The 13,670-nt window shown below is 34.5% G+C and carries 13 protein-coding genes; all 13 read left to right on the top strand.

All coding sequences use genetic code 11. The features are described from left to right. Positions 1 to 5: 5 nt before the first annotated feature. Positions 6 to 1,514, top strand: a complete 1,509-nt coding sequence (gene murJ / locus AC0OM3_RS19205) for a murein biosynthesis integral membrane protein MurJ (protein ID WP_474212699.1) — start codon at positions 6 to 8, stop codon at positions 1,512 to 1,514. Positions 1,515 to 1,562: 48 nt separating this feature from the next. Continuing rightward, entirely contained in the window at positions 1,563 to 2,441 is an 879-nt protein-coding gene (gene rfbA / locus AC0OM3_RS19200) for a glucose-1-phosphate thymidylyltransferase RfbA (protein ID WP_000676103.1), read from the top strand. 15 nt (positions 2,442 to 2,456) lie between these two features. Next, complete coding sequence (gene rfbC, locus AC0OM3_RS19195) at positions 2,457 to 3,017, top strand: dTDP-4-dehydrorhamnose 3,5-epimerase (protein ID WP_061655202.1); 561 nt, start codon at positions 2,457 to 2,459, stop codon at positions 3,015 to 3,017. A 3-nt stretch (positions 3,018 to 3,020) separates the two neighbouring features. Further along, positions 3,021 to 3,875 (top strand): dTDP-4-dehydrorhamnose reductase, encoded by an 855-nt coding sequence (gene rfbD / locus AC0OM3_RS19190; protein ID WP_474212696.1) that lies wholly within the window; start codon positions 3,021 to 3,023, stop codon positions 3,873 to 3,875. Position 3,876: 1 nt separating this feature from the next. Further along, a complete protein-coding gene (gene rfbB, locus AC0OM3_RS19185) occupies positions 3,877 to 4,899 on the top strand; it encodes a dTDP-glucose 4,6-dehydratase (protein WP_474212694.1) in 1,023 nt (340 codons plus the stop codon). 138 nt (positions 4,900 to 5,037) lie between these two features. Next, a complete protein-coding gene (locus AC0OM3_RS19180; protein WP_098607237.1) occupies positions 5,038 to 6,426 on the top strand; it encodes a glycosyltransferase in 1,389 nt (462 codons plus the stop codon). Next, positions 6,427 to 7,584, top strand: coding sequence for a beta 1-4 rhamnosyltransferase Cps2T (cps2T, locus tag AC0OM3_RS19175; protein ID WP_474212692.1), 1,158 nt, complete (start codon positions 6,427 to 6,429; stop codon positions 7,582 to 7,584). A gap of 144 nt (positions 7,585 to 7,728) precedes the next feature. Continuing rightward, a complete protein-coding gene (gene tagU / locus AC0OM3_RS19170; protein WP_000727065.1) occupies positions 7,729 to 8,643 on the top strand; it encodes a polyisoprenyl-teichoic acid--peptidoglycan teichoic acid transferase TagU in 915 nt (304 codons plus the stop codon). Positions 8,644 to 8,741: 98 nt separating this feature from the next. Then, a complete protein-coding gene (locus tag AC0OM3_RS19165) occupies positions 8,742 to 9,560 on the top strand; it encodes an SGNH/GDSL hydrolase family protein (RefSeq protein WP_474212689.1) in 819 nt (272 codons plus the stop codon). Positions 9,561 to 9,673: 113 nt separating this feature from the next. After that, positions 9,674 to 10,345 carry a response regulator transcription factor gene (locus tag AC0OM3_RS19160; protein WP_000699553.1) on the top strand — a complete coding sequence of 224 codons (672 nt, stop codon included), beginning with the start codon at positions 9,674 to 9,676 and terminating at the stop codon, positions 10,343 to 10,345. Positions 10,346 to 10,356: 11 nt separating this feature from the next. Continuing rightward, positions 10,357 to 11,787 (top strand): HAMP domain-containing sensor histidine kinase, encoded by a 1,431-nt coding sequence (locus AC0OM3_RS19155; protein WP_474212687.1) that lies wholly within the window; start codon positions 10,357 to 10,359, stop codon positions 11,785 to 11,787. Between the two features lie 66 nt (positions 11,788 to 11,853). Further along, positions 11,854 to 12,636: a DUF3919 family protein gene (locus AC0OM3_RS19150; protein WP_000826618.1), complete on the top strand. Its 783-nt coding sequence runs from the start codon at positions 11,854 to 11,856 to the stop codon at positions 12,634 to 12,636. Then, positions 12,633 to 13,667 carry an ABC transporter substrate-binding protein gene (locus AC0OM3_RS19145; protein ID WP_224980556.1) on the top strand — a complete coding sequence of 345 codons (1,035 nt, stop codon included), beginning with the start codon at positions 12,633 to 12,635 and terminating at the stop codon, positions 13,665 to 13,667. The genes AC0OM3_RS19150 and AC0OM3_RS19145 overlap by 4 nt, the downstream gene beginning before the upstream one ends. The last annotated feature ends 3 nt before the right edge of the window (positions 13,668 to 13,670 follow it).

Genomic DNA, 13,670 nt, shown 5'->3' with positions numbered 1-13,670 from the left:
CATTTATGAAGTTGATTAAATCTTTTTCAGTATTAGCGCTTATAACAATAATAACGCAGCTTTTAATGATGTTTAGAAATATGTTAATGGCAAATCATTTTGGTGTTAGCGCTGAAATGGATTCTTACAATTTAGCTAATGTACTTACTGTTAGTACTATGGGAATTGTTTCAGCGGCCGTTACGACTATTTTGATACCGTTATTGTCAAATTTAGATGATTCTAGAGAAAAAAGAGAATCCATTAATACATTTATAACAGTACTAGGGCTATTTAGCTTGTCTCTTATCTTATTCTTTTTTATACTTGGTTATCCGCTAATTAGTTTGTTTACACCTGGACAAGCTAGGGAAATACAAGTATTAACATTTCAATTAACTTTAATTTTAGCTATCTCACAATTGTTTAAGGTGTATACAGGAATTTCTACAGCATTTTTACAGACAAATGAAGACTTTATTAACCCTAAAATTGCAACTTTATTGGCTGGTATAGTAAGTGTGAGTTATTTTGTTTTTTCAGCAAGTCCTAATATGCATGCTATAACAATTGTATTAGGGGCTTCATTTATTGTCGAAGCAATTTATGTTGCGATAAAGCAAAGAAAGATAGCATTTGAATTGAAATTATGTTTAAAGCTCTCCAATCCTACTTTTAAATTGTTAATGAAAAATACTTTACCCATTATATTAAGTTCGGCAGCATTTCAAGTTTCTTTAGTGTTTTCTAATTTTATTGCTAGTTATTTTGGGACTGGATATGTATCAATCTTTGGATATGGAAATCAAGTTGTGAATATATTCCATAGCTTAATAATCTTAAATATCATTATGATACTATATCCTAATTTGGCAAGAAAATTTGATGAGAGTATTGATAATGCTAAGAAATCTTTGATTACGTATATAAGCTTGACAAATTTATTAGTTATCCCAATTGTATTTGGGTTTATTGCTGTAGGCGATATCATTATAGAAATCCTTTTCGAGCGGGGTAATTTTAGTTCGGAAAATACAAAACAAGTATATTTAATGAGTGCAATTTTATTTCTATCTTTTCCCATTAACACTGTTAGGGACTATATATACAGGAGTTTCTATTGTCTAAATGATACGCGGACTCCATCACGTAATTCATTATTTGTGGTAGCGATTAATATTATTTTAATTATTCTCTTAATTCCTTTCGTTAAAGTTTATGCTATAGCCATAGGACCAGTCCTTTCATCAATTATATCATTAGTACTATCCTATAATAAACTCAAGAGGAAAATTGGTCCATTAGATAGTGGAAAAGAGATGTTAAAAAACCATTGTATTCTTATACTTAATGGTTTTGTGATGTGTTTGTTAGTAATTGGATCGAAAAAGGTTTTAATGCAATTAGATTTATATTCTATAGTTGAATTGTTTATTCTTGTGATTATAGGTGGAGTAGTATTTATTTCCATGTCCTACTTTACACAGAAAAAATTAATTTTAGGAGCGTTAAAAGTTAAGAATAATTCTCAGTGATTTTGAAGTTTTAATAGATTGTAAAAACTAGAATAGGAGCTGTAAAGAATGAAAGGCATTATTTTAGCAGGTGGAAGTGGAACAAGATTATATCCATTAACAATGGTAACAAGTAAACAATTGTTACCTATATACGATAAACCAATGATTTATTACCCACTATCTACATTGATGTTAGCGGGAATTCGTGAAATTTTAATTATTTCAACACCAGAGGATACACCACGTTTTGAATCTTTGTTAGGAGATGGATCTCAATTTGGTATTTCTCTTCAATATAAAGTACAACCTAGTCCAGATGGATTAGCACAAGCATTTATTATTGGTGAAGAATTTATTGGTGATGATTCTGTAGCTATGGTATTAGGAGACAACATTTATTATGGTAGCGGGATGAGAAAAATGTTACAGCGTGCAGCTCAAAAAGAAAGTGGAGCTACAGTATTTGGTTATCATGTACATGATCCAGAGCGTTTTGGTGTAGTTGAATTTGATGAGAATGGGAAGGTATTGAGCGTAGAAGAAAAACCAGAAGAGCCAAAATCGAATTATGCAATTACTGGTCTATATTTCTACGATAATCGTGTAGTTGAAATTGCGAAAAATGTTAAGCCATCGGCACGTGGTGAATTAGAAATTACATCTATAAATGAAGCGTATTTAAATAAGGGTGAATTAGAGGTTGAATTATTAGGACGTGGATTTACATGGTTAGATACAGGTACACATCAAAGTCTTGTGGATGCAACAAACTTTGTAAAAACAGTTGAAGATCATCAAGGAATTAAAATCGCAGCACTTGAAGAAATTGGTTTTATTAATGGATGGATTAATAAAGAAACTTTAATTGAATCAGGTGATCAATGCTCTAAAAATGGCTATGGTCAATATTTATTAAAAGTAGCAAACGGTGGTATTAAATACTAATTTGGAGTGAACATAATGAAAATTGTAGATACAAATTTGTTAGGTGTAAAGGTAATTGAACCAAAAGTATTTGGAGATCACCGTGGTTGGTTCATGGAAACTTTTAGTGATCAGGCAATGAGAGAAGCAGGTATTGATTTACAATTTGTACAAGATAATCAATCATTTTCTGCAACCAAAGGAACACTTCGTGGTTTACACTATCAATTAAACCCTAAAGCACAAACCAAGCTAGTACGTTGTACACGTGGGTCAATATTTGATGTTGCAGTAGATATTCGTAAGGGAAGCCCTACATACGGTCAATGGTTCGGTATTGAGTTAAGTGCTGAGAATAAAAAACAGTTATTAATTCCAAAAGGATTTGCACATGGATTTATGACATTAACGGATGATGTTGAGGTGCAGTATAAGGTTGATGAATTGTATGCACCTGAATGCGATCGAGGAATCATATGGAACGATGCTGAGGTTGGTGTAGAGTGGCCAATGGAAATTCAACCAGTGCTATCTGAAAAAGACGAAAAAGCACCTTCATTAAAAGAAGCAGAAAATAACTTTGTATACGGGGAGTAAAAAATGAAAATTTTAGTAACCGGTTATAATGGTCAGCTTGGATATGACGTAGTAAAACGTGGAGAGAAGCAAGGATTAGAAATGCAAGGTATTGGAATAGAAGATTTAGATATTACAAACGAAGCTGCGGTTGATGAATTTGTAGATAAAGTAAAACCAGATGCAATTATTCATTGTGCAGCATATACGGCTGTTGATAAATCTGAAGATGATAAAGAACTTTGTTGGAATGTGAATGTAGAAGGTACAAAATATCTTGCGACAGCAGCAAAAAAATTAAATGCTAAATTTGTTTATATTAGTACAGATTATGTATTTGATGGAGAAGGAACTCATGCATTTGTAGAAACTGATGCGCCTAATCCGGTTGGGTACTATGGTTTAACAAAGCATGAGGGGGAAAAAGTAGTTAGAAGTTTAATAGATAACAACTTTATTGTGCGTATTTCATGGGTATTCGGTATTAATGGAAATAACTTCATTAAAACGATGCTTCGTTTAGGTGAAACACGTAATGAACTGAACGTTGTGGGAGATCAAATAGGATCACCAACTTACACGTATGATTTAGCTCGGTTGTTAGTTGATATGGTTGTAACAGAGAAATATGGTACATATCATGCTACAAATGAAGGTTTCTGTAGTTGGGCTGAATTTGCACAAGAAATTTTTAAAATAGCAGGACAAGATGTGAAAGTAAATAGTATTACAACAGAAGAGTATCCTACTCGTGCAGTACGTCCTAAAAATTCACGTATGTCTAAGCAGAAATTAATTGATAATGGATTTGAGCCATTACAAGATTGGAAGAAAGCGACAAAACATTATATTACACAATTACAGCAAGAGGTGAAATAAGATGGAAAAAAAGAAAGTATTAGTAACAGGTGGCGCAGGTTTTATCGGAGGAAACTTTGTACAGTATATGGTAAATAAATATCCAGATTATGATATTGTAAATTTAGATGTATTGACATATGCGGGAGATTTAACAAAGCATAAAGATATTGAGGACAAAGATAATTATTCGTTCGCTAAGGTTGATATTGTAGACCGTCAAGCAGTAAACCAACTATTTGAACAAGAAAAATTCGATTATGTTGTGCATTTTGCTGCAGAGAGTCATGTGGATCGTTCTATTGCTGAACCTGAAGTATTTATTAGTACCAATGTATTAGGGACACAAGTATTATTAGATGCAGCAAAAGCGTTTGGTATTACTAAATTTGTTCATGTATCGACAGACGAAGTATATGGTGAATTAGATTTTGATCCAACTACATTCTTTACAGAAGAGACGCCTTTACAACCAAATAGCCCATATAGCGCAAGTAAAGCTTCTTCAGACCTATTAGTTCGAGCATATCATGAAACATTTGGATTACCAATTAACATTACACGTTGCTCAAACAATTATGGACCATTCCATTTTCCAGAAAAATTAATTCCATTAACAATTTCACGTGTATTAAATAATGAAAAGGTTCCTGTATATGGGGACGGCAAAAATATTCGTGATTGGTTACACGTTATTGATCATTGTGCCGCAATTGACCTAGTTATGCATGAGGGTGCAAATGGAGATGTTTATAATGTTGGTGGACATAATGAGCGTACAAATTTAGAAGTAGTAAAAACTATCATTAGTACACTTGGCAAATCGGAAGAATTAATTGAGTTTGTTCAAGATCGTTTAGGTCATGATAAACGTTATGCAATTGATCCAACAAAGCTAGAAAAGTTAGGTTGGAAACCAACTTATACATTTGAAACAGGAATTGCTCAAACAATTCAGTGGTATTTAGATAATGAAGAATGGTGGAAAGCGATTGTATCAGGTGAATACAAGAGTTACTTTGCGAAGCAGTATACAACTCTATAAGTAATAGAGGCTATTAATATGAGTACCATTCAATAGAATGATTTTGAAATGAAGGTGATAGATTTTATTACCTTCATTTTTTATAAATAATAATGTGGGAAATTTATAATCCTATGACGAAACTAAGGAGAGAACAAATTGAAAATATTGCATATTTCACTGGGATTACCACCTTATCGCACAGGTGGGTTAACAAAATACTCAGTAGATTTAATGCATTCACAAGGACAAGAGCATCAAGTGTTTCTTTTGTATCCAGGGAAATTTACGCTCTCGAAAAGGACAGCTGTTAAGAAAAATAAACCATATGGAAGTATATCGGTATATGAATTAATTAATCCTTTACCAATTCCTTTATTAAATGGGATTAATCAACCTGAACATTTTATGAAGGAAGTAGATCATAAGGTATATGAGGAATTTTTAATAGAATTAAAACCAGAGGTAATTCATGTACATACCTTAATGGGGATACACAAAGAATTTTTTGAAACAGCAAAGAGATTGAACATAAAAATTGTATTTACTACACATGATTATTTTGGTCTTTGCCCAAAAGTAAATTTGATGGACTCAAAAGGTAACATTTGTAATGATTTTAATGATGGGAAAAGCTGTATAGAATGTAATGTGAATGCATTAAGTCTTCCGATGGTTCATGTGATGCAATCGTATCCATATCGTTATTTAAAAGATAGTAGTATAGTGAAATCGCTAAGGAAAATTAAAAAGAATCAAACTAAAAATAATAATGCAGCTCCTAGTGTGGAACAAGGGGTTGGAGAAATAGATGTGTATTTAGCGACGCAGTATATAGAATTAAGAAATTATTATTTAAAAATATTTAAATTAGTAGATTACTTCCATTTCAATAGTTCTATAGCAAAAGAGCAATTTGAAAAATATCTTGATGTGAATGGGAAGATAGTCTCTATTAGTCATCAAGATATTTCTGATTATCGTCAAGAGTGTCTTGTTAAAAAAAGGGACAGCTCAGTAGTTAAATTAGGATATTTAGGGCCTATAGATACTTATAAAGGTTTTTATAATTTGAAAGATAAATTGAATTCTTTAAAGGGAAAGGGATATACTAATTGGCACCTAGGGGTTTATGGTGACTCTGTAAATGATCCGGACATTTATAATCCGGAATATTTCACTTTTTATGGCCGATATAACTATAGTCAATTAAAAGATATTTTTAGTGAAGTTGATTTACTAATTATACCTAGCATTTGTAAGGAAACCTTTGGATTTATTGGGTTAGAAGCACAATCGTATGGCGTTCCAGTTATGGTCTCTGAATATGTTGGTTTCAAGGATTTAGTACGAGATGGAGAAACTGGCTTTATATATAAAGTAACTGGATATGATTTTATTGATAAATTATCAATGATTCTTGACAATACTTCATTGTTAGATTATGTAAAGGAAAATCTAATGAAATTGGATTTTCCTCATTTAATGGAGCAACATACTAAAGAAATAATAAACCTGTATCAAGAGGTAAGAGCGGGAGAAGAATAGATGAAACACGTATTTATTATTGGATCGAAAGGAATCCCAGCGAAGTATGGGGGATTTGAAACGTTTGTAGAGTATTTAACGGAACGAAAGCAAAGTGAAGATATTCAGTATCATGTATCTTGCTTAGCGGATAACAATGAAGAGTTTCAGCATAATAAGGCCAGATGCTTCAACGTGAAGACACCTGAAATTGGGAGTGCAAAAGCTGTTGCATATGATATATTAAGTTTAAGAGAGTGTATTAGTTATATTAAAAAAAATAATCTTAAAAACTGTATTGTATATATACTCGCATGTCGTATTGGCCCATTTTTCTCTTTTTATAAAAAGAAGTTAGAAAAAATGGGTGTTCAAGTCTTTGTAAATCCAGATGGTCATGAATGGAAAAGAAGTAAATGGAGTCCAGCTATTAGAGCTTATTGGAAAATATCTGAAAATCTAATGGTCAAGCATGCTGATTTACTGGTATGTGATTCTAAAGGTATTGAGTCATATATTCAAAAGGATTACAAAAAGCATGAACCAAAGACAACTTTTATTGCCTATGGTGCGGATGTTACAACCTCTCTTTTAAAAGAGGACGACAGCAAGTTAATTGAATGGTATAAGCAGTATGATGTGGCTGGGAATGAATATTATTTAGTAGTTGGTCGTTTCGTTCCAGAGAATAACTATGAATTAATGGTCCGTGAGTTTATGAAATCAAATTCTAAAAAAGATTTTGTTATCATTTCGAATGTTGAAGAAAATCAATTTTATCAAGAATTATTAACAAAAACGAATTTTAATAAAGATCCACGTATTAAATTTGTTGGCACTGTTTATGACCAAGACTTATTAAGAAAAATTCGTGAAGATGCATTTGCCTATTTCCATGGTCATGAAGTGGGTGGAACGAATCCATCATTATTAGAGGCGTTAGCATCGACGAAATTGAATATGCTTTTGGATGTAGTATTCAATAAAGAAGTCGGTGAAGAAGGTGCGGTTTATTTTTCTAAAGAAGAAGGCGATTTAGTTAATTTAATTCAAGAAGTAGAGGCTTATTCTGAAGATGAAATTGATAAGTTAAGCAACAAAGCTAAAGATCGAATTATTCATGAGTATTCTTGGGAGAAAATAGTGAATGATTATGAGAAGTTATTTTTAAATTCTTGATATATATATTTATGCTTTTTATTAATGGGATATTAGAGTAGCATTTAGTTTACAAGTCATTTACAATTTATATGTATATCCGTATAGTATTATATGGAATGAAATTTATAATGTTGAAATTGTTAACCGAAAGAAGGAAAAACGATGAAGAAAAAGATTCTATTTTGGATTCTAGGTATCATTGGTGTTCTTGTTATTGCTGGTGGTGTATATGCATATACTGTTTACTCTAATGTATCTAATACATTAAATACAGTACATAAGCCTTTGGATCGTGATAAGTCTGATAAACGAGATAAGAAAGTAGAAATCGCGGATAATAAACCTATATCTATTTTACTGATGGGTGTAGATCAAGAAGGTAATGGAACAGGTAGATCCGATTCACTTATGTTATTTACCTTAAACCAAAAAACAAAATCTATGAAAATTACAAGTATCCCACGAGACTCTTATACGGAGATTGTAGGGAAAGGAAAAAAAGATAAAATCAACCATGCCTATGCTTTTGGTGGCATTGATATGGCTGTAAAAACAGTAGAGAATTTTCTTAATGTACCAGTCGATCATTACATTGAGGTAAACATGGCTGGATTCAAAGATATTGTAGACGCTGTTGGGGGTGTTGATGTAAATAATGATTTGGAGTTTACATCAAGGGAGCAACATTTTGCTAAAGGTAACATCCATTTAAATGGTGAAACAGCATTAAAGTATACTCGTATGCGTTATGAAGATCCACGTGGTGACTTCGGTCGTCAAATGCGCCAACGTCAAGTTATTCAAGCTGTAATTAAGAAGGGTGCAAGTGTATCTTCTCTAGCGAGCTACGGTGATGTATTAAAAGCAATTGAGAAAAACGTAAAAACAAGTTTAACGCAAGATCAAATGTTTGATATTCAAAAGAATTATAAAGATTGTATGGAGAACAGTGAAGAAATTCAAATTCCAGGCGACGGCCACAAAGCCGCTGATGGTATTTGGTACTACTATGTTCCAGAGGCAGCGAAACAAGATATAACGAATAAGTTAAGAGCACATCTTGAATTAACTAAGTAACATGTAATAACCCAACTCCTTTGGAAGGAGTTGGGTTTATTTTTGCATGGATTTATATTAGTATTATATATTGTGAGATTAATAGATGAGGTGAATCGATGAATAAGAAAGCAGTACTTGTCCTTGTTGTTTTTGTATTATTTGTTGCTTCGATTGTGAGCGGTAAATTGTACTGGAATAAGAAGATTGCGAATGCAACAGGACAAACGAGTGAAGTAACGAAAACAAAGGCTGAAGTGAAAGATAGCGGAGCGAAGAAAGAAGAGAAAAAACAAGATGCGAAGTCATCTTTTAATGAGGCATACGCGAAGAACTTGCCAGATGCAGTGAAAGAGAAGTTAAAGAAAGCTGCTGAGGATAAAAAGGCAGTAAACCTTATTATTGTTGGTGATGAAGGTTCTTCATCTGAAAAAGGTGCTTGGGCAGCTAAGTTAACAGCTAATTTAGAAACTGCTTACGGTAAAGGTTTATGGAATGTGACTGTAAAGGAATATAAGGGTGAAAGCACAGAAGAGTTAATTGCGAATAAGCGTGATAAAGAGATTGCGAAAGAGAATCCAGATGTAATTTTATTTGAGCCACCATTTATTACTGATAACGGTAAAACTGGTAATGGGAACTCTGTAGTAAATACACAGAAGTTCGTTCAAGCACTTTCTACTAGTGCAAAGGGTGCTACAATTATGATTCAACCATCAAATCCAGTGTATGGTGCGAAAAATTACCCGAAAGCAATTGAAGCATTAAAACAATTTGCAACGCAAAATAATTATACATACATTGATCATTGGGGAGCATGGCCGGATGCATCGACAAAGGCTATCTTACCATATTTAAAAGAAGAATTCGGTTTCCCAACTGCTAAAGGTCATGAAGTTTGGGCACAATATGTAACGGATTATTTTGTAGCTAAATAATAAAAGGGGAGAGGGTATCGTCGACAAAATATGTTCGACAATACCTTCTCTTTTTTTATAGGATTTTTGCTATACTAAACTGTACTATAATACATGATGGAAGGAGGAGAATGATGAAAATACTTGTGGTTGATGATGAATCGAGTATTCGTAATTTGATTCGGATGCAGTTGGAGATGGAAGGTTATGAAGTATTGGCAGCGGCTGATGGGAGAGAAGCTTTAGAGCGATGGAATGAAGGGCCGGATGTATTGATTTTGGATGTTATGCTTCCGGATACGGATGGGTATGAGTTGCTTCGTTTGTTCCGTGAGAGGGATAGAGATATTCCGGTGCTTATGTTAACAGCAAAGAGTCAGATGAATGATAAGTTGCTTGGCTTGCAGCTTGGTGCTGATGATTATGTGACAAAGCCGTTTAATTATGCGGAGCTTATTCTTCGGGTTAAGAATATGGCGCGGCGTGTAAAGAAGACGGAGGCGGCTGTAAGTCATGAAGTAATTGAGGCTGGAGAGATAGTGATTTGTCCTAAGGAGAGAAAGGTACATGTGAGTGGACAAGAGATTCAGTTAACGTACCGAGAGTTTAATTTATGTCAGTTATTTGTTTCAAATCCGCAGCGTGTGTTTATGAGGGATGAGTTACTTGAGAAAGTATGGGGATTTGAGTATATCGGAAATACGAGAGCAGTTGATATTATGGTGCAGAGACTTCGCAAGAAGCTTGGGACGAGCGGAGAATATATTAAGACAATTTATGGCGTTGGCTATAAACTGGATTGTTAAGTGGTGATGGTATGTCTTTAAAGCGAAATATGGTGTTTGGAATAGTTGGGCTGTTAATTCCGATTTTTGTTCTTTTATATGCAGTTGTTTATATTACGTTAGAAAAGAATATGTATCATAACGCAGCAGATTCTTTAGAAAAGTTAAGTGTAGAAGCACAAATTTATACGATGAATTATTTAGAGAAGGAAGCAGAAGTGGATACGCTTGGTCCGAATTCACTTTTAATTGCGTCGTATTTAGCGAAGCGTATGGATGTCCGTGTGCAGATGATTGGGAAGAATGGCGATGTTGTTGCAGATACACAAAAAGGAGCATTGCTTCACCGTAACATCGACATTGAGAGTTCCTTGAAGGGAAAGAAGTCTTACGTTTTTGAGGAGGCGGATCCAGCTCCTATTCTTTTGTTTTCAAGCCCAGTATATTATGGAAACGATGTCATTGGAAGTATTCGTTTTATAAATGAGTTAACGGGTGAGAAGGAAGTTTTAACAAATGTGAGCTGGACTTTCTTAATGACGTCTCTTTGTTTAGTAGCTACCGGTATTTTCTTTGCGATTCGTTTGGCGAAGTCTCTTCATAAACCAATTGATCAGTTGAGACAAATGGCACAGCGGCTCGCGAATGGTGATTATAAGAGTAAGATTGAGTTAAATGAGTACGTGGAAATCGCTCAGCTTTCAGCATCTTTTAACGCGATGGCCGATGGAATTGAGCTGCATATTAAGCAATTGCAGGAGGAGAAAGAGAAGCAGAAAGATTTCCTAGACCGCATTACACATGAGCTAAAAACACCGCTAACGGCAATTATCGGTTATGTTGATTTAATTCCGAAGTTACAATCGAAAGAAGATGTACAGGAAAGTCTTCGTTATGTGGCTGTGGAAAGTGAGCGTTTATTATCACTTGTAGAGGAATTGCTTAAGTCCTCGAAATATGGAACGAGTACGTTTGAAGTATCACCTACAGTTGTGAACATAAAGGAATTGGCAGAAGAAGCAGTTTCAATTGTGAAGCCTCGTCTAAATCAGTTTGAAATTGCAGTGATAAATGAGTTAACGGATGTACATGTTGTTGCGGATTTTGATAAGACAAAGCAAATTTTCTTAAATGTGCTTGATAATGCAATTAAGTATAGTGATGCTTCGCACATTCGTATGAATGTAATTGTAAATGAGCATGAGGCGAAGGTCTTTGTTCATGATGATGGCATCGGTATAGATGAAGTGGTGCTTGCAGAGTGGAATGAGTCTCCGAAAGGAAAGGCACTTCCTTCTAGTTACGGGAATGGTTATGGTTTGTATATTTGTCAGGAGATTATGAGTAAGCAGGGCGGAAGCATGCGGATTGAGAGTAGTGAAGAAATAGGTACTACAATATTCATTACATTTTTGCTTCCGAGAAGGATGGAAGACATAAAAAACTTGAAAGCGGTTAAATGATACATTTATGAAACAATTATGCGGTATTTTCGAAACAACGTTTTTTTATCTTGGAGGTAGGCAGAAATGAAAAGGCTATCATTTCAAATTCTTATGTTTGTCATTTGTATGATTGTTTCTCTTGTTTTGTTTTATGTTATGGAGAAGCAAATATATAATCGAATCAACATTGTAAATGATAAACAAGCCGTTTTACAAAGGGTGAATGAATCTCTTCCAATTGAAGTGAAAGTAAGACATGAAAAGTGGGGAGAAATCGTTGTAACGGATGAAGTTCGTTTGCATACGATTGTTTCATTCTTTGACCGAATTCGAATAGAGCCTGAGGGCGTTAAGAGCCAAGAACAAGTATTTACTGGAGAAGTAACGTACTTGAATGGACATAAGCGTACTTTTGCAGTAGGTGACTTGTTCCAGTATGGGGAAAATGTATACGGAAAGAATGGCATGGATCCGATGATTTCAGCACTTCAAACGTATTTATTAAGCCTGTATTACACGCCAGAGCGTATTAGTGATTTCTTTGCTTCAGCAAAGGATGTCGTAGTACGTCAAGGTGATGTGGTACGTACTATCAATCTTACGCACATACTTGATTCTATTCGGTACGCAAAGCAAATTACAGATTACGGAGAAATTCAGAAGTTATTACAATCGCAGAATGAACCGATTGCTTATATTACAGCTTATAAAACAGGTAAGCGTGTAAAGAATGATCGTGAAGATATTCTTACGATTTCTGTGTATCCATCGTACTTTGTTGTGCAATATCTCGGTGATAATAACGGAAATGTCATGTATATGAAAGGCTCTCTAGCAGAGTTATTCGTAAAGGAGAATGCGTCATGAGAAAGATAGCCTTTTTCTTCTTTTTGCTAGTAATTGGAGGAGCGATGTCTAGTTGCTCTCGAGATACAACCTCTATTAAATATAGTAAAAATGGTCTCCCTATTTTGGATGATCGTCATATTGTTGCGTATGTAGCGGCTCGTGAGGAAGTTGGTGAAGCGTTACTTTCATCATTTTGTAAGCCGCGCGGATGTACGTATGAATTTATTCGTCTTTCAACAGAAGAACTTCTTCGTAGAGTGGAAGAAGAAGCTGGAAATCCGAAGGCGGATATTATTATTGGCGGTACAGTAGATGCGCATCAAATGATGAAGCAAAAAAATCTTTCTATTCCTGTGATAAGCCAACATGCAAATCGTATTTCAAAAACTGTTAAAGATAAAGATGGTTATTGGTACGGTTATGAAGTGGAGAAGCTGGCAATTGCGATTAATAAAGAGCGGTGGAACGAGGAAATAGCGCCGCTCGGTCTCTCGTATCCGTTAAGATGGAAAGATTTATTGAATCCAGTATATAAAGGAAAGATTGTCATGCCCGATCCAAATGTTTCAGGTACAGCATATACGTTTTTCCAATCACTTATTGATACGTTAGGTGAAGAGGAAGCGAAGGAATATGTGAAGAATCTGGCGGAACAAGTTGGAGAAGTAACAGTGAATGGTTACATCCCAGCAGAACTTGTTGCGAGCGGTGAATATATGATAGGCATCAACTTTATGGGAGATCAGAGAATGCTTCAAAAACAAGGCTTTCCGATTTTAAGTAACGAACCTGAGCAAACAGGGTTATCTGTTAATGCGATTTCGAAACTAAAACGTGCACCGGGTGGTATTATTGCGGATTTATTTATTGATTATTGTTTATCAGAAGAAGCGGGGCATATTTTAGAAAAGGTGTCGTTTGGCGTACCAACGATGTTTGCGAAGAATGAGAAAGAAATAGAAGGACAGCCGGTTAGAAGAACAAACCAAAATATATCAAATAGCGGAATAATCGAGATATGGAATAGACAGCGTCTCTCTCTGAAGTGAGAA

Source organism: Bacillus sp. FAU20 (assembly GCF_056033865.1).
Note: the sequence above shows the minus strand (reverse complement) of the source record. Positions and strands in the feature narration are given on the sequence as shown.